Source organism: Bacillus multifaciens, assembly GCF_030756675.1.
Taxonomy (GTDB): Bacteria; Bacillota; Bacilli; order Bacillales; family Bacillaceae_G; genus Bacillus_A; species Bacillus_A multifaciens.
The window spans coordinates 1-23188 of record NZ_JAVBXD010000036.1 but is presented as its reverse complement, the minus strand read 5'-3'; the positions used below and the strand labels follow the sequence as shown (position 1 = coordinate 23188).

At 36.7% G+C, this 23188-nt stretch carries 18 protein-coding genes, 2 pseudogenes and 1 other annotated feature; of the genes and pseudogenes, 9 read left to right on the top strand and 11 right to left on the bottom strand.

Going from position 1 to position 23188, the window contains the following annotated elements; translation table 11 throughout:
- Window positions 1-267: 267 nt before the first annotated feature.
- Window positions 268-1701, top strand: a complete 1434-nt coding sequence (locus Q9306_RS19285) for an alanine/glycine:cation symporter family protein (RefSeq protein ID WP_371932407.1) — start codon at window positions 268-270, stop codon at window positions 1699-1701.
- A 303-nt stretch (window positions 1702-2004) separates the two neighbouring features.
- The gene (locus tag Q9306_RS19280; protein ID WP_306201381.1) at window positions 2005-3186 is read left to right on the top strand and encodes a NupC/NupG family nucleoside CNT transporter; all 1182 of its coding nucleotides are present in this window, start codon (window positions 2005-2007) and stop codon (window positions 3184-3186) included.
- A 754-nt stretch (window positions 3187-3940) separates the two neighbouring features.
- Here the strand turns inward: Q9306_RS19280 and Q9306_RS19275 are convergent.
- Window positions 3941-5119 (bottom strand): NAD(P)/FAD-dependent oxidoreductase, encoded by a 1179-nt coding sequence (locus tag Q9306_RS19275; RefSeq protein WP_306201379.1) that lies wholly within the window; start codon window positions 5117-5119, stop codon window positions 3941-3943.
- A 44-nt stretch (window positions 5120-5163) separates the two neighbouring features.
- A complete protein-coding gene (locus tag Q9306_RS19270) occupies window positions 5164-5604 on the bottom strand; it encodes a DUF1641 domain-containing protein (RefSeq protein ID WP_306201377.1) in 441 nt (146 codons plus the stop codon).
- A 434-nt stretch (window positions 5605-6038) separates the two neighbouring features.
- On the opposite strand from Q9306_RS19270, the gene Q9306_RS19265 reads away from it, so the two are divergent.
- On the top strand, window positions 6039-6185 hold the full coding sequence (locus Q9306_RS19265; protein ID WP_306201375.1) for a hypothetical protein: 147 nt from the start codon (window positions 6039-6041) through the stop codon (window positions 6183-6185).
- A gap of 51 nt (window positions 6186-6236) precedes the next feature.
- Here Q9306_RS19265 and Q9306_RS19260 read toward each other — a convergent pair whose 3' ends face one another.
- Window positions 6237-6743 carry a ferritin gene (locus tag Q9306_RS19260; RefSeq protein WP_020062878.1) on the bottom strand — a complete coding sequence of 169 codons (507 nt, stop codon included), beginning with the start codon at window positions 6741-6743 and terminating at the stop codon, window positions 6237-6239.
- Between the two features lie 63 nt (window positions 6744-6806).
- Complete coding sequence (locus tag Q9306_RS19255; protein WP_306201372.1) at window positions 6807-7121, bottom strand: MazG nucleotide pyrophosphohydrolase domain-containing protein; 315 nt, start codon at window positions 7119-7121, stop codon at window positions 6807-6809.
- A 72-nt stretch (window positions 7122-7193) separates the two neighbouring features.
- On the opposite strand from Q9306_RS19255, the gene Q9306_RS19250 reads away from it, so the two are divergent.
- On the top strand, window positions 7194-7772 hold the full coding sequence (locus Q9306_RS19250; RefSeq protein ID WP_489670933.1) for an LOG family protein: 579 nt from the start codon (window positions 7194-7196) through the stop codon (window positions 7770-7772).
- A 301-nt stretch (window positions 7773-8073) separates the two neighbouring features.
- On the opposite strand, the gene Q9306_RS19245 is transcribed toward Q9306_RS19250, so the two are convergent.
- Window positions 8074-8514 carry a Dps family protein gene (locus Q9306_RS19245; RefSeq protein WP_306201370.1) on the bottom strand — a complete coding sequence of 147 codons (441 nt, stop codon included), beginning with the start codon at window positions 8512-8514 and terminating at the stop codon, window positions 8074-8076.
- A 190-nt stretch (window positions 8515-8704) separates the two neighbouring features.
- Here Q9306_RS19245 and Q9306_RS19240 point away from each other — a divergent pair, with 190 nt between their 5' ends.
- The 3 genes from Q9306_RS19240 (at window position 8705) to Q9306_RS19230 (ending at window position 11871) form a co-directional block, all read left to right on the top strand.
- The gene (locus Q9306_RS19240) at window positions 8705-9139 is read left to right on the top strand and encodes a DUF3920 family protein (RefSeq protein WP_306201432.1); all 435 of its coding nucleotides are present in this window, start codon (window positions 8705-8707) and stop codon (window positions 9137-9139) included.
- 238 nt (window positions 9140-9377) lie between these two features.
- The gene (locus tag Q9306_RS19235; RefSeq protein ID WP_306201368.1) at window positions 9378-10076 is read left to right on the top strand and encodes a pirin family protein; all 699 of its coding nucleotides are present in this window, start codon (window positions 9378-9380) and stop codon (window positions 10074-10076) included.
- A gap of 145 nt (window positions 10077-10221) precedes the next feature.
- On the top strand, window positions 10222-11871 hold the full coding sequence (locus Q9306_RS19230) for a M4 family metallopeptidase (protein ID WP_306201366.1): 1650 nt from the start codon (window positions 10222-10224) through the stop codon (window positions 11869-11871).
- A 41-nt stretch (window positions 11872-11912) separates the two neighbouring features.
- On the opposite strand, the gene Q9306_RS19225 is transcribed toward Q9306_RS19230, so the two are convergent.
- The 3 genes from Q9306_RS19225 to Q9306_RS19215 all read right to left on the bottom strand — a co-directional run bounded on the left by Q9306_RS19225 (window position 11913) and on the right by Q9306_RS19215 (window position 16033).
- Window positions 11913-12227: a metal-sulfur cluster assembly factor gene (locus Q9306_RS19225; protein WP_098918816.1), complete on the bottom strand. Its 315-nt coding sequence runs from the start codon at window positions 12225-12227 to the stop codon at window positions 11913-11915.
- A 130-nt stretch (window positions 12228-12357) separates the two neighbouring features.
- Window positions 12358-14049 (bottom strand): methyl-accepting chemotaxis protein, encoded by a 1692-nt coding sequence (locus Q9306_RS19220; protein WP_306201363.1) that lies wholly within the window; start codon window positions 14047-14049, stop codon window positions 12358-12360.
- 289 nt (window positions 14050-14338) lie between these two features.
- On the bottom strand, window positions 14339-16033 hold the full coding sequence (locus Q9306_RS19215) for a methyl-accepting chemotaxis protein (protein WP_306201361.1): 1695 nt from the start codon (window positions 16031-16033) through the stop codon (window positions 14339-14341).
- A 709-nt stretch (window positions 16034-16742) separates the two neighbouring features.
- Between Q9306_RS19215 and Q9306_RS19210 the strand changes: the two are divergent.
- A pseudogene (locus Q9306_RS19210) lies at window positions 16743-16829 on the top strand (transposase); the annotation flags it as partial.
- Window positions 16830-17146: 317 nt separating this feature from the next.
- Here the strand turns inward: Q9306_RS19210 and Q9306_RS19205 are convergent.
- From Q9306_RS19205 to Q9306_RS19195, 3 genes and pseudogenes are all read right to left on the bottom strand, one after another.
- On the bottom strand, window positions 17147-18841 hold the full coding sequence (locus Q9306_RS19205; protein ID WP_306201359.1) for a methyl-accepting chemotaxis protein: 1695 nt from the start codon (window positions 18839-18841) through the stop codon (window positions 17147-17149).
- Window positions 18842-19056: 215 nt separating this feature from the next.
- Window positions 19057-19611 (bottom strand): annotated as a pseudogene (locus Q9306_RS19200) (methyl-accepting chemotaxis protein); the annotation flags it as partial.
- Between the two features lie 428 nt (window positions 19612-20039).
- Window positions 20040-20840: a class I SAM-dependent methyltransferase gene (locus Q9306_RS19195; RefSeq protein WP_306201357.1), complete on the bottom strand. Its 801-nt coding sequence runs from the start codon at window positions 20838-20840 to the stop codon at window positions 20040-20042.
- A gap of 118 nt (window positions 20841-20958) precedes the next feature.
- Window positions 20959-21231: a binding site (T-box leader), on the top strand.
- Window positions 21232-21282: 51 nt separating this feature from the next.
- Here Q9306_RS19195 and metG point away from each other — a divergent pair.
- On the top strand, window positions 21283-22923 hold the full coding sequence (gene metG, locus Q9306_RS19190; RefSeq protein WP_306201355.1) for a methionine--tRNA ligase: 1641 nt from the start codon (window positions 21283-21285) through the stop codon (window positions 22921-22923).
- Window positions 22924-23188: the final 265 nt, after the last annotated feature.

Genomic DNA, 23188 nt, shown 5'->3' with positions numbered 1-23188 from the left:
TCTGTATAGCAGCAACTTATATAAATCCATAAAAAAAGCACAATTCGGTTAGGGAGAATTGTGCTTTTTTTATGGATTATATTTCCGTGTCAGAAAATATAACATGAGTACGATTTGTGTAAGCGTTTGCATTTGTGAGTATTTCAAAGAAAAACAGAGTATTTTAGAGGTAATGTGATATGAAGTTGCTGTTTTGTCGAAAAATGTTGATTTTTGATTGGATTTAAATTACAATTGAATTTGTGTAAGAAAAAAGGGAGGGACAACATGATTAGCATTTTTGAAAAGTTCGTTGGCGCAACGAATAATATTCTATGGACGTATGTAATTATTGCAATGTTAATTGGCTTAGGCCTTTATTTTTCTTTTAAACTTAAGTTTGTTCAAATTCGTCATCTAGGGGAAATGGTACGTTTAATGACGGATGGATTGACAGGGAAAACGCGTAAGAAAGGAAGCGTTTCTTCTTTCCAAGCCTTTTGTATGAGTTCGGCAGCCCGCATCGGGATCGGGAACTTAGCAGGGGTAGCACTAGCGATTTCTATGGGAGGTCCAGGTGCGGTATTTTGGATGTGGTTAATTGCGATTATTGGAGCATCTTCAAGTTTTGTAGAGAGCACGTTAGCGCAAATTTATAAAATAAAAGATGGCAGCGGGTTCCGCGGTGGTCCAGCTTATTATATGGAAAAAGGTTTAAATAAACGTTGGATGGGAATTTTATTCTCAATCTTAATTACAATTAGTTATGGGCTAATTTTCAACTCTGTACAAGCAAATACAGTGACACTTGCATTTGAAAATGCATTTGGTCTTGAGCGTTATGTAGTTGGAATTGCACTTTCTCTTTTAGTTGGGGTTATTATTTTCGGCGGTGTTAAGAGCATTGCACGTATGTCAGAACTGATTGTACCACCAATGGCAATTGTATATATTGGAATTGCAGTGTTTGTTGTGATTAAAAACATCACATTGCTTCCAGATGTATTCACAGAAATCTTCATGAATGCATTTGGTTTAAAAGAAGCAGTGGGCGGCGGCGTTGGTGCCGCGATTATGATGGGGATTAAGCGCGGTTTATTTGCGAACGAAGCAGGTATGGGTAGTGCACCGAACGCAGCGGCAACAGCGAATGTAACCCATCCTGCAAAGCAAGGATACATTCAAACGATTGGTGTATTAGTTGATACGTTCTTAGTATGTACATCTACAGCATTTATTGTACTATGCTCTGGTGCTTACAAAACGCCAGGTTTAACAGGTATTGAGTTAACACAAGTTGCATTAAGTTCACAAGTTGGATCTTGGGCAAGTGGTTTCTTAGCGATTATTATTTTCTTGTTTGCGTTTAGTTCCTTATTAGGAAACTATTACTATGGTGAAACGAACATTGAATTCATTAAGACGAGCAAGCTTGGACTAACATTATATCGTTTCGCAGTAGTGGGAATGGTTATGTTCGGTTCTGTTGCGGCTGTCCAAATTGTTTGGGATATGGCTGATTTATTCATGGGCTTCATGGTAATCACAAACTTAATCGCAATTGCGCTTCTTGGTAAATTTGCATTTGCTGCACTTAAAGACTATGTGAAGCAGAAGAAAGAAGGGAAAGATCCTGTATTCCATGCAAGTTCTATTCCGGGATTAAAAAATGCAGAATGCTGGGAAGATCCAGTGATTGAAAAGGAACAACAAGTAGGTTAGTAACGCGAAGGAGCATAGAGGCGGAACTCTATGTTCCTTTTTTGTCTATTTTTCCCTTGAAAAAATGTATTGCTTTTTGTAAAGACAACGCTTACAATCAGATTATGGATGAAACAAAATGATATCATTCTCATATTCCACAATAACTATTCTGTATAGAATTTTGGTTAATGCAAACGCTTACTAATGTAAGTGGTAAATTGTTTTTAAGGGAATTATTTTTTTAATCTAAATTGTCAGACGTCTATCGTTAGACAACTGGCACATCATGGTAGATCAGACTACAAAATGGAGGATTCAAGTATGAAATTTGTCATGTTTCTTGTCGGATTAATTGCTGTATTTATAATGGCGTTTCTTGTAAGTAGCGATCGGAAAAAGATTAAATATAAGCCAATTGCTATTATGCTTGTTATTCAATTAGGATTATCATATTTCTTACTAAATACACAGATTGGATACTATTTAGTTAAAGGAATTTCTGATGGATTTAGTACAATTTTAAAATTTGCGGACGCTGGAATTAACTTTGTATTTGGCGGAATGGTAAATAAAGGAGAATTTACGTTTTTCCTTTCTGTATTACTTCCAATTATTTTCTTAGCGGTGTTAATTGGAATTCTGCAACATCTTCGAATTTTACCAATCATTGTTAAAGCAATTGGATTCTTATTAAGTAAAGTAAATGGTTTAGGAAGATTAGAATCTTATAATGCAGTAGCAGCGGCAATTGTTGGCCAAGGTGAAGTTTTCATTACAGTAAAAGATCAACTAAGCAAATTACCAAAAAATCGTTTATATACATTATGTGCATCTTCTATGTCGACGGTATCTATGTCAATCGTTGGTTCTTACATGAAAATGCTTGATCCTAAGTATGTTGTAACAGCACTTGTTTTAAACTTATTTAGTGGATTTATTATCATTCACATTTTAAATCCTTACGATGTGAGTGACGAGGAAGATATTTTAGAGTTACAAGAGGACAAGCACCAAACGTTCTTCGAAATGCTAGGCGAGTACATTATGTTAGGATTCTCAATTGCAGTTACAGTAGCAGCAATGTTAATCGGATTCATTGCATTGATGGCAGCAATTAACGGTCTATTTGATTCAATTTTCGGTATTACATTCCAAACAATCTTAGGATATGTGTTCTCACCATTAGCGTTCATCATGGGTATTCCAGCATCTGAGATGGTAACAGCTGGACAAATTATGGCAACAAAATTAGTAACAAACGAATTCGTTGCGATGCTTGATTTAGGAAAAGCAGCGAGCGGTTTAGCACCTCGTACAGTTGGTATCTTATCTGTATTCCTTGTATCATTTGCGAACTTCTCATCTATCGGAATTATCGCAGGTGCAACGAAGAGTATCGATGAAAAACAAGCAAATGTTGTATCTTCTTTCGGATTAAAACTTGTATACGGTGCAACATTAGTAAGTGTGTTATCAGCAATTATCGTTGGGGTTATGTTATAAAGTAAGAAAAGCAATGAGCAAAAGGCTCATTGCTTTTTTTTTTGTTGCGTACCCAGCTAAGTTAGGTACTGCACACTGATGAAAGGCCAGTCTAGGTAAGAACCAAGTCGCCTAGTAGCTGACAGGCAATCGGGGGAGAAATTCTAGGGTTGAATCACTGTGACAAAGTAACTACTTAAGAAAAGCGGAAGTGGCTCGTTCAGAATGTGAGGGGGATGGAGCTTCTGACGTAGAGGTGCTTTTTACCTCATAGGAAGAAGCGAAGCCACCGAACATTCTAGCCACTGGAGCTGGACAATGCTTTCGCTGAATTTTGAGGTGGGAGTATTACTGCCCGCAAATAGCGGGATAAAGTGAACCTTGCCGCTTCGTCAAGAACACCCTAGCAATAGGGCTGGAGTTGTTAATAGGTGAAGACCATGGAAATGCAACCTCGAAGAATCCCTCGAGGTAAGGAGGGCGGTATGCCTCATATACAGTTTGATGAGGGGAAGCTGGAACAGAAAAGAGATGGCAAAGCCCAATCTGTTTCAGTTTTCTACTCTACTACCTCTGTGCCCGCCTAGGCATGGCGAACTGCAAAAAGAAAGAGGAGTAGATTATTTACAATGCACAAAACTGTAACAAAGTAGACAGTATATTTAGAAATTTCGAAAGGTGTATATCAATTTCTTGTCGAATAAGTTATGTAGAGAATTTTGATTAAATAAAAAACCCGAATCATAGATAAACATGATTCGGGCTAGCATTCAGATTAATAAGCTAAGCTGAATAGACCTTTAATGTGTGATAAGTAACGAACGTTACTTGCTTCTTTCATTAGAGATGCTGGTAAGCCTTTAAGTGGAGTTGAACTTGCTCCGATGATAGCAACCGCATCTTTACGGCCTAAACTTGCAAGTGTTCCAGAGTTTACTGGTGCAAACTCTTCGAATGCTTTTTCTTCTAGATGTGCATATAGATTGTAGCCAATTAGTTCGCCCATTTGCCAAGCGATTTGTGCTGTTGGCGGATATGGACGGCCTTCTGAACCGAAGACAACTGCGCTGTCACCTGCAACGAATACGTCTTTATGAGAAGTAGATTGAAGGTATTCGTTAACAGTCGCACGGCCGCGGTTTACTTCAAGGCCTGATTCACCTACTAGAGGGTTACCTTGAACGCCGCCTGTCCAAACAAACGTATTTGCAACGATTTTTTGACCATCTTTTAAATCAATTGTATTGCCTTCAACGTTTGTTACAGGAAGGCCTGTTAAGAATTGAACGCCGCGTGCTTCTAAGCTAGTAGTTGCACGTTCAATTAAATCATCCGGTAATACTGGAAGGATTTTTGGACCTGCTTCAACAAGCAATAGTTTGATTTCTTTCGGATTTACGCCGTGGCTTTTTGTAAGCTTTGGCATAATATCAGCAAGTTCACCAACTAGCTCAACGCCAGTTAATCCGCCGCCGCCGATTACGATTGTTGCGTCAGCTTCATTTTTTGTTTTCGCGTATTCTTGAATGCGTTCTTCAACATGTTTGAAGATTTTGTTTGCATCGTTTGCAGATTTTAATACCATGCTGTTTTCTTCTAATCCTGGGATGCCAAAGTAAGCTGTTTTACTTCCTAAAGCAACTACAAGAGCATCGTAAGATAAAGTATTGCCGTCAGCTAATTTTACTTCTTTTTTGTCTACTGAGAATGACTCAACTGTTGCGATTTTAAGATCGATATCTTTGCCTTTGAAAAGTTTTTCTAATGGCATAGCAATTGCCTGTTCAGAAACATTTCCTGCTGCAAGGCGGTGTAGTTCTGTAATAATTTGATGTGTTGGATATTGGTTGATAACTGTAACTTGTGCTTCTGATTTGCTGTAATGTTTACGTACATTTAAAGCTGCAAGAAGTCCGCCATAACCAGCACCTAAGATGACAATTTGTTTTGACATAGTATGATATCCCCCGTCTTTACTAATTGTTGTGTAAGAAAGAATTATTTATGATTGCGTTCTGCAGTAATTTGAAGATAAGCGTTTACAAAACGAAACATTTTTTGTGCTTGAGGATCTTTCAGCATTTTTAAAAGGCCAAAAAGACCGATAACTTCGTTGCTTTCTTCAGCGCGATCTTTCGCTTCGATAGCAGTTGCAGCAATGGTTTTCACTGTATCTTTTACAGGTTCTGCAAGTTCTTGGATTGCTCCAACAGTATCACTTTTTAATACTTCATCAGTAGCGACTGCTTGAGCGAAATCATAAGACTTTGTTAAAATGTTAACGAGCTCAGTTAATTTTGGAAGTTGATCTACTAATGTAGTTAAAGACTCTTGAACTTCAGGCTTTAATAGTTGATCAAGTACATCAAGCTGTTCTTGTCTAGCAGAAATTTGTAATGATTCTTGTTCAGGCTTTGTTTGAGTGATTGTTTCTGGCATCTCCAATTCTCCTTTACGATAGCAATACTTCTTAAATTTTTGGGAATGAAAGAAGATTTCCCATTACAGGTAAGATTTCTTCGTCCGTAACAACTTGAGGAAATTTGTAAAACTTTACACAAAGATTCAGAGCAAGATGCTCTTAAAGTTACTATTGCCGTGAATATGTCTTTTCAAACCGTTGCAACATTCGAATGAACTATAAGTAATCACCGAATCTGAAATAGTAAATTTTCAAAGGCTAGTTGCTTCCTCTAGCTTATGGACTTGTCCAGTAAAAGACTTTGTCTACCAACGTATATTATATACTATAATACACCTATGTTAACATAAAAATGATTATTAAGCATTCGATTTTAATGACTATAATCTACGAACTTACAGGGCGATATACCTGTTGTTTTATTCCAAGTTTACAATGTAAGAAGCATAAATTGACGAAAGTGGTTGATTTATGCTTTTTTTTGTACATTTTTTCCTTTAAAAATGTATCTTCTTTCGGATTAAAACTTGTATACGGTGCAACATTAGTAAGTGTGTTATCAGCAATTATCGTTGGGGATCTTACTGCCCACGAATAGCGGGATAAAATTAAGAAAAGCAATGGGCAGCAGGCTCATTGCTTTTTCTGTTTACTCAGCAGGCGGAGTAAACGTACGTTTTTCTAATTCGGCATCTAACATAAACAATGCGTTTGAATCACTTGTAATACGTTTTAATTTTTGAATGATGCTATCGAAGGAAGCCTCTTCTTCTACTTGCTCATCAACGAACCATTTTAAGAAGGTGATGGTAGCATGTTCGCGCTCATCCCATGCAATATCAGATAAGTTATAAATGCGTTTTGTAACCTCGCGTTCGTGCTCAAGAGCGATTTCAAAAGCAGATAAAATCGATTCGTATTCGTTATTTGGATGATCGAATCCAGTAATGATTGCACGCTCACCGCGATCGTTAATATAATTGTACAACTTCATAGCATGGAAACGCTCTTCTTCTGCTTGTACAAGAAAGAAGTTCGCAAATCCATCATAGCTCTCTGATGTACAGTATGCTGCCATTGCCATATACACATGGGCTGAGTAAAATTCAAAGTTCATTTGATCATTTAGTGCTTCACGTAATTTTGGAGATAGCATAAAAAGACCCCTTTCATATTATTACAATATAATCATATCATAGTTGAAAATAATTCTCATTTATTATTCGAATCGTTTAGAAAGTTTTTTCACATGTGTTTCCATAATATCATGCAAATCTAGGTTATATTTTTGCGCTAAAATAATAAGGTTTCCTAGTACATCACCAAGCTCTTCTTTTAATTCTATTGTTAATTCTTCTTCGCTCTTCGTCGTTTCATCTGGGCGATTACGGCCGATTTCGATGGCACGTACAACGCGAGAAACTTCGCCAACTTCTTCTGCTAAAAAATTAACGCGAATAAAAGAATTATATTGGGACCAGCCGCGTTCATGATAAAATTGTTCCACCCAACTTTGAAATTCATTCGTGTTCATTCTTCCCTCATCCTTTCAATATGTAGTATGATTACATTGTAGCATAACAATATATAGCTTTGGGGTGGCAGGATGAAACGAATTTGTGTGTTCGCAGGATCAAATGTTGGGGAGCGTCCAGAGTTTCAAGCAGAAGCTCGTCAGCTTGGAAAAATACTAGTTCAAAATAATATAGAGCTTGTATACGGCGGTTCTTGCGTCGGATTAATGGGAGAAGTGGCAAATCAAGTATTAGAGCTAGGTGGCCGTGTAACAGGCGTCATGCCGCGTGGATTATTTAGAGGAGAAATTGTCCATCACGGTTTAACAGAACTAATTGAAGTAGAAACAATGCATGAAAGAAAAGCGAAAATGAGTGAGCTTGCTGATGCATTTATTGCATTGCCAGGTGGATATGGAACATTTGAAGAGCTGTTCGAAGTTGTATGTTGGTCACAAATCGGGATTCATGAAAAACCTGTTGGATTGCTGAACATTGCAGAATTCTACACGCCATTATTACAAATGGTGGAACGTGCAGCAGAAGAAGGGTTTATGAATCCATCAAATAAAGAATTGCTTGTTGCTGCACAAACAGCTGATGAATTATTTGTGCAGATGAAGAATTATAAACGACCAGTTATGGGGAATAAGTGGAAACAGTTAACATGATCAAAACCGAGTGGGGGTGTCCCACTCGGTTTTTTTTATGTGTTAGCTTGTCGGATGTTGTCTAATGGTCTTTATATTGTGTCGAAGCGCCGATATATCATAAAAGTCGCCGATAAATGTTGAACTTTCGCCGATATATTAGAAAAAGCGCCGATATATCGGCGCTGCTTCCGCTTTTCTTATTGTCCAGCTCCAGCGGCTAGAATGTTCGGTGGCTTCGCTTCTTCCTGCGAGGTAAAAAGCACCTCTACGTCAGAAGCTCCATCCCCCCCACATTCTGAGCGAGCCACTTCCGCTTTTCTTATTGATTTAAGAATGCACGTAACATCCATGAGTGTTTTTCAAGTTCTGTGTAGATGCCAAGTAGTAGGTCAGATGTCATTTCGTCGTCTGTATCTTGTGCGATTTCCATGCCTTTTTTCAGTTCGCCTAGCATCATTTCGTAGTCTTTCATAATTGCTTCGACCATTCCTTCTGCAGTTTCTCCGTAAGCTGCTTCTTGAATAGAAGATAATGTTAAATATTCTTTCATTGTTGCTACTGGTTTGCCGCCAACTGCTAAAATGCGCTCTGCAATTTCATCGATGTTCGTAGCTGCTTCTGTATAAAATTGTTCGAATTTCTCATGAAGTGTAAAGAATTGAGGTCCTGTAACGTACCAATGGAAATTGTGTAATTTTGTGAATAAAACGTTCCAGTTTGCTACTTGTTTGTTTAATGCTTCAATTACTTGTGTGTTCATATGATCAATCCCCTTTGAATTATTATTTTATACTGTTTGTTAATTTATAATTATTATAATCTAATAACGGGTATGAAATCAACCCTTTTTGCATATATAATTTTAAATATTTTGTGACACACATGTATGTTTAAAATAAGCGCCAATGTGACATATAAATAACAGAGAGTAAAGGGAAAGGAGAATGAAAATGCAGCTCCCATTTGAAAGGATATATCAACAAGCTGGGAACTGGTACGTACTCGATGATGATTTTCCATGGGATGTAAATCAAGTAAAGAGGGATGTTTTCTCATTAATTGAACGACGCGAGGTACCTGTTATTTTTTGTGATACGTGTGAAACGAATGATGTGTTAATACGATTAGGAGAAGAGGAAGAAGAATTTTTATTTCCTTTGAGCGGATTTTACCATAAAGAAAAGAGGCTTATTTTTATTTGTATGTGGGAGAAGTATGAGAGTGTTCTAGAAACATTATTGCATGAGTTTCGGCACGACATGCAGCATGAACGTAAGTTATTGTATGTTGGAGATGAAATGTATGAAAAGCGGTGGATTGAAAAAGATGCAAGGGTGTTTGCGAAGAGAAAGCTGAGAGAATATAGAAGAAGGTATGTGAACTAAAACATAGTTCGTACTATGTTTTAGTTTTTAACTTACTAAAATAAAGTAATTGACAATTATTAAGTTAAGTTCTAAACTTAAGTTGTAAAGCTAAGCAACACAATTTAATGAATTAGTATGAATCAGTCAGAGGAGCATACAGTAGTAGTTCCGCTTATAAGCAGCACAATTTTTTAAGTACAGTTCGAAAAAATTTTAAATAAATATCTCGAATTCGAGATAATATGGGGTGGGAAGTATGTTTAAAAAAGTCAATCATAAACAAATGGGAAGAGCAAATCATGGTTGGTTAAATACGCATTTTCATTTTTCATTCGCAGATTATTATAATCCAAATAATATGAGATTCGGTGCACTTCGTGTTATTAATGATGATTTGGTAGCAGCACAAACAGGATTTGAGATGCATCCGCACCGTGATATGGAGATTATTTCTTACGTAGTGGACGGAGCATTAACACACCAAGATAGTATGGGGAACCGCGGAACAATTGAGCGTGGACATGTGCAATATATGAGTGCGGGAACAGGCGTCTTCCATAGTGAGCATAACTTAGGCGATGAAACATTGCGTCTTCTGCAAATTTGGATTTTACCAGACCGTGCTGGTCATACACCAAATTACGGTGAATTTAAATTTGATTGGAGTAAACGTGAGAATACATGGTTCCACATGGTTTCGCCAATTGATGGAGGTGCACCCATTGAAATTCATCAAGATGCAAACTTGTACTCGCTTGCTTTAGAAAAAGGAAAAGAGATTACATTTTCAGTTGGTGAAGGGCGTCAAGCTTATTTAGTTCAAATTGAGGGAAGCGGCGTTGTGAATGGTGAAACGTTAGTAATGAGAGATGCTGCAGAAGTAATTGAAGAAGATATTCGCATTCAAGCAGCGGAAACAGCTCATTATTTAGTAATTGAGATGAAGAAACAATAAGTGTATGCCAATGGTAGCGTCTAAAGAGGACGCTACTTTTTTGAATATTTTGTCGAAATTTTCTAAAAAATTAAATGAAGGTTATTACTAATCCCCCTAGAATTGTATAAAAGTGTCAAAAATATAGGGATGGGGAGTGTTGGTTTTGAAAAAGAAGGTTTTATCTTCAACGGTAGCTTTGTCTATGGCTTTAGGAGCATTTGCGACATTAGGTACGTCACGTACATATGCAGATGAACAAAAGATTCAATACAACCAAGAGTTTCAGACACCATCTTTTATTGGGGAAGAGTGGAAAGCACCGGAAGGATTAGATAAAAAAGAAACGGTGTTTGAGTATTTAAAGAGTAAAAAAGACATGTTTAAATTAGCAGGAAATATTGAGAAACATTTTGAAGTCGTTGGTGAAGAAAAAGATGCACAGGCAGAAACGACACATGTGAAGCTTATTGAAAAACATAATGGTGTTCCTGTTTATGGATCTGATCAAACAGTAGCACTGGATAAAGATAATAATGTAAAAGCGTTTTTCGGGCAAGTTATCCCGAATTTAGAAGATAAAAATATTCCAACGAATGCGAGCATTTCAGAAGATGAGGCTGTAAATGCTGCGAAGGCTGATATTGAGAAAGAAATTGGCAAAGTAGATAACTATGATGGCATTAAAAAAGACTTATATGTATATGAAAAAGATGGAAATTATTATCTTTCATATCTTGTAAAAGCATCAGTTTCAAAACCAGCACCAGGATACTGGCATTACTTTATTGATGCAACAAACGGAAATGTAATTGAGAAATATAATGCGATTGATCATATCACAGGGTTTGGATATGGTGTGTTAGGGAATCGAACAAGTTTTGAAATTGCACAGGACTCAAAAACTGGGGCTTTTCATTTATTCGATGGAAAACGTGGAAAAGGTGTTCATACATTTGATGCAAAAAATATGGATGAAAATTGGTTCAACTTATTCTCACAATGGCTTGGATATACTGGTGAAGAAATAGAAAGTAAAAATAAATTCTTCGAGGATAAAGCAGCTGTTGATGCGCACGCTAATGCTGAGAAAGTATACGATTATTACAAGAAAACATTCAACCGTAATTCATTTGATAACGAGGGAGCGAAGCTGATTTCTACTGTTCATGTAGGAGAAGGGTGGAATAACGCAGCGTGGAACGGTGTTCAAATGATGTACGGAGACGGTGATGGGGAAGTATTCATTCCATTATCAGCAGGACTTGATGTTATTGCACATGAGCTCACTCACGCAGTAACAGAGTACACTGCAAATCTAGAGTATAAAAATGAATCTGGTGCATTAAATGAATCGTTATCTGATATTATGGGTGCAATGGTAGACCGTGATGATTGGGAGATGGGAGAAGATATTTATACGCCAGGTAAACAAGGTGATGCATTGCGTTCTTTAAGTAATCCAGCTTCTCTTCCAAATCCATTAAAGCCAAGTGAAGGCTACCCGGATCATTATAGCAAGCGCTACAAAGGATCAATTGATAATGGCGGAGTTCATATTAACAGCAGCATTAACAACAAAGCGGCATATTTAATTTCTGAAGGTGGCAAGCATTACGACGTTACTGTAAATGGTGTTGGCCGCGAAGCAACAGAAAAGATTTATTACCGCGCTCTTTCAAAATATTTAACTGCAAACTCAAACTTTAAGATGATGCGCCAAGCTGCAATTCAAGCAGCTACAGATTTATATGGTCAAAATTCTAAAGAAGTACAAGCTGTAAAGAAAGCATATGATGCAATAGGAGTAAAATAAGAAACGAAAAGACCTGACTCATATCAGGTCTTTTTTCTCGTTTAATCACGAATACCTAATGCGATTTTAGCAAGCCGGGACATGCGATCTTTTGTCCATGGTGGGTTCCAAACAACATTTACTTCAATTTCATTTAATTCGGGAACATTTGTTGCTAATACTTTTTTGACATCAGATACGATTTGTCCAGCCATTGGACAACCAATTGAAGTCATTGTCATTGTAATAACAGCATTCTGTTGTTCGTCAGTTGTAACGTCATATACTAACCCAAGATTTATAATATCGACACCAAGTTCAGGATCAATAACAGCTTCCAAGTTGGCATATACTTTATCTTCTAAAGTTTGAGACATAGTAGCACCTCTATTAATGAATGATATTTATTCTCATTATAGCGGATTTGTAGTAAAGATGCAGTGATTTGGCTCACAGTATTTTCATATAGGAAAAAAGCATTCCCCATAACAAGGAATGCTTTTGTTACTACTCTGTTTTAAAACGAGAAACAAGTGTGTCAAGTTCTTCTACAACGTGTTTCATCTGCTCAGATGTCACAGACATGTCTTTTATGATGCTTACTTGCTCTCCTGCAGAGTTTGCAGTTTGTGTTGTTTCTGCTGCTGCTTCACCCGAGATCGAAGCAATATTATTAAGAGAAGCGTTCATTTCTTCTGCACTTGCAGCCATCTCTTCTGCAGTCGCTGAAACTTCTTGCATTTGTGAAGATACAGCATTAATTTGTTCGACAATGGTTGCGAAAGAAGAACCAGCTTCGCGAATGACTGTAATGCCTTGAGTAGCTTCTACTTGACCTTGTTCCATCATCGAATTTGCAGTTTTCGTATCATCTTGAATATGATGAAGCAACTGGTTAATACCTGTTGCAGCAGCTTTTGATTGTTCTGCAAGCTTTCGCACTTCATCTGCAACAACGGCAAATCCTTTTCCTTGCTCTCCAGCTCGCGCTGCTTCAATGGAAGCATTTAATGCAAGAAGATTCGTTTGTTCTGCAATATTAGAGATAGATTGGACAGCTGTATCGATATGCTCTGTATGAGTGATTAGACGTTCGACAACTTGAGATATAGCATTTACTGCATCATGAATGGTTGTCATCTGTGTAATTGATTTTTCGATTACTTGACTCCCCTCACTTGCACGGTCAGAAGTCGTTACAGTCAGTTCAGCAACGTCGGAAGCAGACTGGGCAATACGCTGTACACTAACTGACATATCATCCATTGCAGTAGAACTTTCTTCAATGCTAGAAACTTGCGATTGAATGCTATGTTCTAATTCGGACATTGTTGTTTGGATACTCGTTGTTGCATCCATAGAAATATTCGTTTCTTTTAATATGTTTTCAGAAGCAGTGCGTACATTTAAAGATGTTTTTTGTACTTGTCCAATAATATATTGTAGATTTTCTAGCATTTGATTAAAGGAAGCGGCAATAGCACCAATTTCGTCATTACTTTTTACATCTAGTCGTGCTGTTAAATCACCATCTTGAGAAGCGAGTTCTTTGAGCTTTGTATCAATTTCATGAATTGGTTTCACGAGTTTACTAGAGAACCACCAAGCTACGATAATGGAAATAATTGTACAAAGGATAAGAGAAATAAAGATAATAGATTTAACGAGTGAGGATGAATCTTTTATTTGTTGGACGAGTTGATCGCACCTCGCATTTTCATCATTGCTATATTTGGTGAAATCATGGACTACTGTATGGACAGTTTTATTTTGTTCAGCGGCAACTTTTAGTGCCTCGTCCCACCTTCCTTCTTTAGTAAGAGGAATCACTTTTTCATTAATAAACTGACGCCACTGTGCTCCTAACTCCATTGTTTTTTTTATATTTTGGGGAGTCTTCGGATCGTTTAGTAGTTCTCCTTTTGTATCTTCTAATTGTTTGTCCATTGCATAAAATTCATCTAGTTCGGCAGGGTCATGCTGTAATAGATAATCTTGAAAGGCTAAAAGTTGTATTTGATATGCATCACCGCGTTCTAGTAAAAGTGTTGCTCTTGGTGCAACATCTTTTTGTAATGTTACGGATATATTATTTTCGAGTTTGGCAAAGAAAAAAATAAAGGCTAATGCGATGCCAAATAAAGCGCAAATTGTACCTACCATAAACATCATTTTTTTACGAATGCTTACGTATTTCATAAGTATAAAACCCTCCTTTTATTAATTAATTTATACAGATTAATTAATGTTATGATTTGATATTATGACCTGATATTAGGAATTATAGCAGACTGTAGTATGGAAAGTAAGGAAAAATTTTTTCGTTGATTTATTACGAAGGAATTGTATAATCTTCAGCCTAGAGGTACCAAGGGTTTTGAGAATATAAAAAACTGCCCCCAATAATTTTAGGGGCAGTTCGTTTTTGGAGTTTTAATAAATACGACCTATTTTTATTTTCATATTGTATTTATATATAAACCTTTGTTTAAGACTCTGTTTTAAAACGAGAAACGAGTGTATCAAGTTCTTCCACAACATGTTTCATTTCCTCGGATTTAACAGACATGTCTTTCATGATGTGTACTTGCTCTCCAGCAGAGTTTGCAGTTTGTGTTGTTTCTGCCGCTACTTCACCCGAGATCGAAGCAATGTTATTAAGAGAAGCATTCATTTCTTCTGCACTTGCAGCCATCTCTTCCGCAGTCGCTGAGACTTCTTGCATTTGTGAAGATACTGCATTAATTTGTTCGACAATGGTTGCAAAAGAAGAACCAGCTTCACGAATGACTGTAATTCCTTGGGCAGCTTCTACTTGTCCTTGTTCCATCATTGAATTTGCAGTTTTCGTATCATCTTGAATGTGATGAAGCAACTGGTTAATACCCGTTGCAGTAGTTTTCGATTGTTCTGCAAGCTTTCTCACTTCATCTGCAACAACGGCGAATCCTTTTCCTTGTTCTCCAGCTCGCGCTGCTTCAATAGAAGCGTTTAATGCAAGAAGATTTGTTTGCTCCGCAATATTTGAGATGGACTGGACAGCTGTATCAATATGCTTCGTATGAGTGATTAGACGTTCGACAACTTGAGATGTAGCATTTACTGCGTCATGAATGGTGGTCATCTGTGTAATTGACTTTTCGATTACTTGACTACCTTCAGTTGCACGATCAGAAGTCGTTACAGTTAGTTCAGCAACGGCGGAAGCAGATTGGGCAATACGCTGCACACTAACTGCCATATCGTCCATTGCAGTAGAACTTTCTTCGATACTGGAAACTTGTGATTGAATATTATGTTTTAATCCGGACATTGTTGTTTGAATACTCGTTGTTGCAGCCATAGAGATATTTGTTTCTTTTAGTATGTTGTCAGAAGCATTGCGTACATTTAACGATGTTCTCTGTACTTGTCCAATGATATATTGGAGGTTTTCTAACATTTGATTAAAGGAAGCGGCAATAGCACCGATTTCGTCATTACTTTTTACATCTAATCTTGCTGTTAAATCACCGTCTTGAGAAGCAAGTTCTTTTAGCCTTGTATCAATTTTCTGAATTGGTTTCACGAGTTTGCCAGAGAACCACCAGGCTAAGATAATACCAATAATTGTACAAAGGATAAGAGAAATAAGGACAATAGATTTAACGAGTGAGGATGAGTCTTTTACTTGTTTGATAAGCTGATCACACTTCGTATTTTCGTCATTGCTATATTTGGTGAAATCACGGCTTACTTTATAAACAGTTTTGTTTTGTTCAGCGGTAAGTTGTATTGCCTCGTCCCATTTTCCTTCTTTAGTAAGAGGAATTATCTTTTCATTAATAAACTGACGCCACTGTCCTCCTAACTCGATTGTATTTTTGATATCTTGTGAAATATTGGGGTCGTTTAATAGTTGTCCTTTTGTATCTTCTAATTGTTTATCTAGCTCGTAAAACTTATCTAATTCGGCAGGATCACGTTGTAATAGATAACCTCGCAAAGCTGAAAGTTGTATTTGATATGCCTCGTTGCGTTCTATTAAAAGGTTTGTTTTTGGTGCAACATCTTTTTGTAATGTTACAGCTATGTTATTTTCGAGTTTGGCAAAGAAAAAAATAAAAGCTAATGCGATGCCAAATAAAGCACAAATTGTACCGATCATGAACATCATTTTTTTACGAATGCTTACGTATTTCATAAGTATAAAATCCTCCTTTTAATATTAATTTATTATGGTTAATTAATATTAATGATTTGGTATTATTACCTAATATTGAAAATTATAGCAAAGTGTAGTATGGAAAGTAAGGAGAAAATATTATTTATAAAAAATATAATCCTTATTTTCATATATTAATATCGAAAGTTAGTTTATAGTAAATTGTTTGAAGGTATTCTTATTTTACTGTAAATTTTCTTTGTTTCGTATGCAATTTTGCATACGAAAATATAGATGAATGGCATGTAGGGTACTATTTTATTATATTGTAATCATTTTTTTTGCTATTTCTTGTGGGAATATTAGGTTAAAATGATTAGAGTTTATGAAAAGAAAAGGTTTATTATTTTTTTAATATAATTATTTTTTGTTTGTAAAATATTAATACGGAAATTTTTATATACTTATAATAAGAATTTGGGATTTACATACCAAAAAGATAATGTTTTAATAACGATATGAGTTTTTTACATTCTTATATATATATCCAAGTTAAAAAACGACATAAAAACCCCTTTTTTTTAGAGGAGGGGAGAGCATCTAGTTGTGCATGGAAGGGGTTGGGGCCTTTCCTGCCATATGCATTGAACAATTTATTATTGTTTAAAGGTATATATAGTGTGAAGAAACGTGATATTCAAAATTACATCTGCGATATTTGTATAAAGTATAGCTTTATTCTTAGTACCAGATACATCAAGTATACACTTTGCGTTGGCAAATAGAGATCATCTTTAAAACGTGGAAATCACTCTTCAATATAAGATGTTTTCAATTTAGCATATTGTTTTACAAGAATAAAATTACTAAGTGTGGCAATAGACATTTACGACAAATGTTGTATTTTATGATGCGAGATATGATTCACCAAAACCGCGTTAGGAATAATCATTTCGTGGAGTACTACGATAAATAAAAATGCAACCTTATAACAAGTGTCATAAAGTTGCATCCGTTGCATGTGTGAATAAGTTATTGAAAGTGGCATTTCATCTTATCACACATAACCTATCTTACGATTATGAGATTGTTTCAATACCTTCGTAATCGTGTGAAGTTCAAACATTTGATTTTCGATTCTGATAAACCTGTTTAAGACTCAGTTTTAAAACGAGAAACGAGTGTGTCGAGTTCCTCTACAACATGTTTCATTTCCTCAGATTTAACAGACATGTCTTTCATGATGTGTACTTGCTCTCCAGCAGAGTTTGCAGTTTGTGTTGTTTCTGCTGCTACTTCACCCGAGATAGAAGCAATATTATTAAGAGAAGCATTCATTTCTTCCGCACTTGCAGCCATCTCTTCGGCAGTCGCTGAAACTTCTTGCATTTGTGAAGATACTTCATTGATTTGTTCGACAATGGTTGCGAAGGAAGAACCAGCTTCGCGAATGACTGTAATTCCTTGAGAAGCTTCTACTTGACCTTGTTCCATCATTGTATTTGCAGTTTTCGTATCAGCCTGAATATGGTGAAGCAACTGGTTAATACCTGTTGCAGCAGCCTTCGATTGCTCTGCAAGTTTCCGTACTTCATCTGCAACAACGGCAAATCCTTTTCCTTGTTCCCCGGCACGTGCCGCTTCAATGGAAGCATTTAATGCAAGGAGATTTGTTTGTTCTGCAATATTAGAGATAGATTGAACAGCTGTATCGATATGCTCTGTATGAGTAATTAGACGTTCGACAACTTGAGATGTAGCATTTACTGCGTCATGAATGGTTGTCATCTGTGTAATTGATTGTTCGATTACTCGACTACCTTCGTTTGCGTGATCAGAGGTAGTTACAGTTAGCTCAGCAATAGAAGAAGCAGACTGGGCAATACGTTGTACACCAATTGCCATGTCATCCATTGCGGTAGAACTTTCTTCGATACTAGAAACTTGCGATTGAATATTATTTTCTAATTCAGACATTGTCATTTGGATATCAGTTGTTGCGTCCATGGAAATCTTTGTTTCTTTTAGTATGTTGTCAGAAGCACTTCGTACATTTAACGATGTTTTTTGTACTTGTCCAATGATATATTGGAGGTTTTCTAACATTTGATTAAAGGAAGCGGCAATGGCACCAATTTCGTCATTGCTTTTTACAGATAAACGTGCTGTTAAATCCCCATCTTGAGAAGCGAGTTCTTTGAGCTTTGTATCAATTTCATGAATTGGTTTCACAAGTTTACTAGAGAACCACCAGGCTACCATAATGCCAATAATTGTACAAAGGATAAGAGAGATAAGAACAATAGATTTAACGAGTGAGGATGAATTTTTTACTTGCTCGATAAGTTGATCACACTTCTTATTTTCGTCATTGCTATATTTGTCGAAATCCCCTATTACTTTAAAAATAGTTCCATTTTGTTCAGCGGTAATTTTTATTGCCTCGTCCCATTTGTCTTCTTTAGTAAGAGGAATTACCTTTTCAATAATAAAATGGCGCCATTGTGCTCCTGACTCCATTGTGTTTTTGAGATCCTGCGAAATATTTGGGTCGTTTAATAGTTGTCCTTTTGTATCTTCTAATTGTTTATCCATCTCATAAAACTTATCTAATTCGGCAGAATCATGTTTTAATAGATAACCTCGAAAAGCCGAAAGTTGCACTTGATATGCTTTATTACGTTCCATTAAAAGCGTTGTTTTTGGTGCAACATCTTTTTGTAATGTTATTGCTACATTGTTTTCACTTTTGGCAAAGAAAAAAATAAAAGCTAATGCGATGCCAAATAAAGCACAAATTGTTCCCATCATAAACATCATTTTTTTACGAATGCTCACGTATTTCATAATGATAAATCCTCCTTTTGATAATTAATTTATGAAGATTAATTGATATTATGATTAAAAAGTGCTTTATTCCGAGTGACATCGAAATAAAGCACTTTTTGTTCCTATAGAAATTATAGCAGACTATAGTGTAGAAAGTGAGAAAATATTTTATTATTTATTTATAAGAATTTATATGTATCCTCTGTATATAAGTCGCTTTTATACAATCTTGTTTAAGCCTCGGTTCTAAAACGAAAAACGAGTGACTCAAGTTCTTCTACAACGTGTTTCATTTGTTCAGACATAATAGACATGTCGTTTATTACGTTTACTTGCTTACCAGCAGAGCTTGCGGTTTGGGTAGTTTCTGTTGCTACTTCATGAGAGATAGAAGCGATATTACCGAGAGAGGTATTCATTTCTTCTACACTCGTAGCCATTTCTTCAGCAGCTTCTATTTGAACTTGCAGCATCATTGTGTTTGCAGCGCTCGTATCATTTTGAATATGATGAAGCAACTGATTAATATCTGTTGCAGCTGTTTTTGATTGTTCTGCAATATTAGAGATTGCTTGGACAGCGTAATCAATTGATTTTGTATGAGAAATCAGGCGCTCAACAACTTCCGATGTTGCATGAACAGCTTTGTGGATCGCACCCATTTGTGTAATAGATTGTTCGATTACGTGACTACCAACATCAGCTTGTTCCGAAGTGGTCACAGCAAGTTCTGCAACAGTAGAAGCAGATTCAGCAATGCGTTGTTTGCGTATGCTAACGTACTTCATTTATAATCCCACTATTCATCTTTTTATTAGAATTTATGTATATTTATAAAAAGAAAAACACTTTATCTCAAATTGCTGGGATGGTATTGTCATGAGACAAAGCATGTATGTAAAAATTATAACAAACAGTATAAAAGAGAGACATAGAGAGGGGCTTTTGTTCAGAAAATGTATACATTTATATATAGGAGTTTTGGAGGTTTATAAATATGGAAAAATGTATTGTATTTCTAAAATAGATGCTGTATAATCCTAATTGACTGATAATGATTATCATTATTATTGGTGTGTGTGTTGTTATACCTTTTTGGGTTGTGTAGTCCCAAAAAACAAATTGTCCTATCTAACAATATTTTGGTAATCTCTTATCTCAACTTATACTTACTATACACAGAAGAAAAGCTCTCTTCATTTTGAAGAGAGCTTTTCTATATATTTTTGGCGATGAGTGTATAGAGTCCAGGGATACAGTCTTCCATTCCTTTCGGGGCATGAGGAGGAAAGACCCATTTTTGCTTTGCGCCACATTCTTCTGTGAGCTCCTCAATATGAAGGCCTGCCTGGGAAATGCTTGTTACGATTTCTCCTAATGTCCATCTGCGGATCATGTTTTTGGGTAAAGCGATACGCTCTGCTTCTGATAAGAGTATACTGTAGGCTACATCTACCTCGATTATATCTTTTTGAAAGTAATTCCCGCTTGCAATTATTTTGTCATCTTCTATTTGCAGCAGTTTTGTATACATAGGGTGATAGTCTCGTAAAATAAATGTGCCCCCGTGTTTTAGTAATTGAGAAATGATAGTAAATAACGGCTTTAAATCTACAAAATAGTGAAGCACGCCAAGCTCAAGTAATACTACGTCAAATGAGCCGATTGTTTCTTGTATATGGAGCACATCGGACACGATGTATTCAATATGTGTTTCAGCGGATGCGGCAAGTTCCCTTGCATATTTTGCGTTGCTTTCTGAAATATCAACAACGGTTACATCTGCTCCGAGCAGTGAAAGAGCAACTGCTTTACTTCCTTTTGATCCCATTAGATTTATAATTCGTTTTCCGCGCACTTCGCCGATATAAGGTAAATAATGAGTGACCTCGGCAGCTGGATTTTCTTGTATTCGCTTGCCGTAAGACTGCGGCGTTCCGTGGCGATTTGTCCAAGCTTCATAAGCTGATTTACTCCAGCCGGTTTTATTCGTTGTGCTTAATTGCTCTTGATTCAAAACAATCTCTCCTTTCCGTGAAGGTATATAGTTTCTTTGCGAAAATATAAAATCCTTCTAGTTATCTACAAAAAAGTTTGATTTTTCTGTATAGTATCTATACAATTTAAGTTACATATGAAAAGCATTGAAGAGGAAAAGTAGAATGACTCCATTCTTTCCAGAGAGCTTCGGGAGCTGAAAAGAAGCAAGAATGATCATTTGAACAATGGCCTCTGAGCTTCGTCCTGAACTTATCATTTGATAATAGTAGGCGGCGACGAGCCTTGACTCTCGTTATCAAAGTCACAGTATACGAGCAATGATTGCTCCGTACTTGCAGAGGTCAATTGTGTGAGCAATTGATGAAATAAGGTGGTACCACGACTGTATATACAGCCTCGTCCTTATCTTTTTAGAAGATAAGGGCGGGGCTTTTCTATTTTTAAAGGAGGAATGTAGGATGAATATTTTTATTGGAGGCGCTTGGCCATATGCAAATGGATCGTTGCATCTTGGGCATATCGCTAGTTTACTGCCAGGGGATATTTTAGCACGTTATTATCGGTTAAAAGGGGACAATGTGTTATATGTATCAGGAAGTGATTGTAACGGTACACCGATTACGATTCGCGCTAAGCAGGAAGAGGGAAGTGTTAAAACGATTGCGGATCGCTATCACGAAGAATTTGAACGATGTTTTCAGGCGCTTGGGTTTTCATATGATTATTATGCTCGCACTGACTCTGCAACTCACCATCAAGTCGTTCAGAACATTTTCTTAGAGCTTTTAGAAAAGGTGCTTATTTATAAAAAGACAGTAGAGCAAACATACTGCGAGACTTGTGTGCAGTTTTTACCGGATCGGTATGTGGAAGGCATTTGTCCGCATTGCGGTGCAGGTGCGCGTGGTGATCAGTGCGATGCATGTTCTGCTATTTTAGATCCGCTAGATTTACTGGAGAAAACATGTAAACTGTGCGGCACTGCACCGACAATTAAGGAAACAGAGCATTTTTATTTTGCATTAACTTCATTACAGAAACAGTTAGAAGAGTATGTAGAAACGGTGAAACAAAATGGAACATGGCGTGAGAATGCAGTGCAGTTAACACTGCGTTATTTACAAGAAGGTTTACAAGACCGTGCTGTTTCAAGAGATTTACCAATTGGCGTGAGTGTTCCGGTTTTTGGATACGAAGATAAGAAGGTGTACGTGTGGATAGAGGCTGTGTCTGGGTATTATTCAGCAAGTAAGCAATGGGCGCAAGAAACAAACAGTGATGATTCACCATTTTGGCGAGAGGATACCCGAACGTATTATGTGCACGGCAAAGATAATATTCCCTTTCATACAATCATTTGGCCGGCTATTTTGCAGGGGATACAAGTGGAAGCATTGCCTAAATATATTGTTTCGAATGAATATTTAACGGTTGAAAAAAGAAAGTTATCGACGAGTAAAAACTGGGCTGTCTGGGTTCCAGACATATTGAAAGAATATCATCCTGATTCGGTTCGTTACTTTTTAACTGTAAATGCACCAGAAAATCGAGATACAGATTTTTCATGGCGGGAGTTCATTTATAGCCATAATAGTGAATTGTTAGGAGCGTACGGAAATTTTGTGAACAGGACGCTGAAGTTTCTTGAAAAATATTATGAAAACACTGTACCAACTGGTCAAATAAATGAAGAAATTGAAGAAAAGCTAAAAGGATTATATGTTGAAGTAGGAGAATTCATTGAAAAAGCGCATTTTAAACAAGCGCTGGAGACAATCTTTGAGCAAATTCGCTATGCTAATAAATATTTTGATGAAAGGCAGCCGTGGAAACAAATAAAAGAAAACAAGACGGCGTGCGATGACACGATAAGAAACTGTATTCACCTCATCATGAATTTTGCGCAAGTATTAGCGCCATTCCTTCCGTTTTCGTCCGAACAAGTACAGCAAATGTTAGGAGTTTCAAAGAATGGATGGAACTATACAAGTGAAAATCCAATTCGTATTTTGAATGTATCACCGTTATTTGAACGGATTGATGTGAAGAAAATAGTGGAAGAAGTTGAAAAACTGAATGAGTCTTTCAATGGTATATAAGAAGTGGGAGTTGCTTTGGTTCAATCATTTTTAATTTTTCGACATAGAAATCGATGTTACACAAAATACGACATGAACGCTACTGGCTTTCTTCTTTTGTTTAAAACCACGCATGTGTCAGAAAAAGGCCCTGACCGCCACTATGCATGGCCAGATGCTCTTGTCCTCTCCTAAAAACATCCATGATTTTGCACTCACATCCCTTACATGAAAATGGGTTTATCACACCTAAAACCTTTCTATACTGAATAGTAATGATGGATAG

What these genes read in the sequence shown, in the direction of transcription:
- Q9306_RS19240 (WP_306201432.1), top strand. Translation starts at nt 8,705, where the DNA reads ATGCAGCTCCCATTTGAAAGGATATATCAACAAGCTGGGAACTGGTAC.
- Q9306_RS19245 (WP_306201370.1), bottom strand. Translation starts at nt 8,514, where the DNA reads ATGAACACACAAGTAATTGAAGCATTAAACAAACAAGTAGCAAACTGG.
- Q9306_RS19270 (WP_306201377.1), bottom strand. Translation starts at nt 5,604, where the DNA reads ATGCCAGAAACAATCACTCAAACAAAGCCTGAACAAGAATCATTACAA.
- Q9306_RS19225 (WP_098918816.1), bottom strand. Translation starts at nt 12,227, where the DNA reads ATGTCTCAAACTTTAGAAGATAAAGTATATGCCAACTTGGAAGCTGTT.
- Q9306_RS19215 (WP_306201361.1), bottom strand. Translation starts at nt 16,033, where the DNA reads ATGAAATACGTAAGCATTCGTAAAAAAATGATGTTCATGATCGGTACA.
- Q9306_RS19250 (WP_489670933.1), top strand. Translation starts at nt 7,194, where the DNA reads ATGAAACGAATTTGTGTGTTCGCAGGATCAAATGTTGGGGAGCGTCCA.
- Q9306_RS19260 (WP_020062878.1), bottom strand. Translation starts at nt 6,743, where the DNA reads ATGCTATCTCCAAAATTACGTGAAGCACTAAATGATCAAATGAACTTT.
- Q9306_RS19280 (WP_306201381.1), top strand. Translation starts at nt 2,005, where the DNA reads ATGAAATTTGTCATGTTTCTTGTCGGATTAATTGCTGTATTTATAATG.
- Q9306_RS19235 (WP_306201368.1), top strand. Translation starts at nt 9,378, where the DNA reads ATGTTTAAAAAAGTCAATCATAAACAAATGGGAAGAGCAAATCATGGT.
- Q9306_RS19275 (WP_306201379.1), bottom strand. Translation starts at nt 5,119, where the DNA reads ATGTCAAAACAAATTGTCATCTTAGGTGCTGGTTATGGCGGACTTCTT.
- metG (WP_306201355.1), top strand. Translation starts at nt 21,283, where the DNA reads ATGAATATTTTTATTGGAGGCGCTTGGCCATATGCAAATGGATCGTTG.
- Q9306_RS19220 (WP_306201363.1), bottom strand. Translation starts at nt 14,049, where the DNA reads ATGAAATACGTAAGCATTCGTAAAAAAATGATGTTTATGGTAGGTACA.
- Q9306_RS19285 (WP_371932407.1), top strand. Translation starts at nt 268, where the DNA reads ATGATTAGCATTTTTGAAAAGTTCGTTGGCGCAACGAATAATATTCTA.
- Q9306_RS19255 (WP_306201372.1), bottom strand. Translation starts at nt 7,121, where the DNA reads ATGAACACGAATGAATTTCAAAGTTGGGTGGAACAATTTTATCATGAA.
- Q9306_RS19205 (WP_306201359.1), bottom strand. Translation starts at nt 18,841, where the DNA reads ATGAAATACGTGAGCATTCGTAAAAAAATGATGTTTATGATGGGAACA.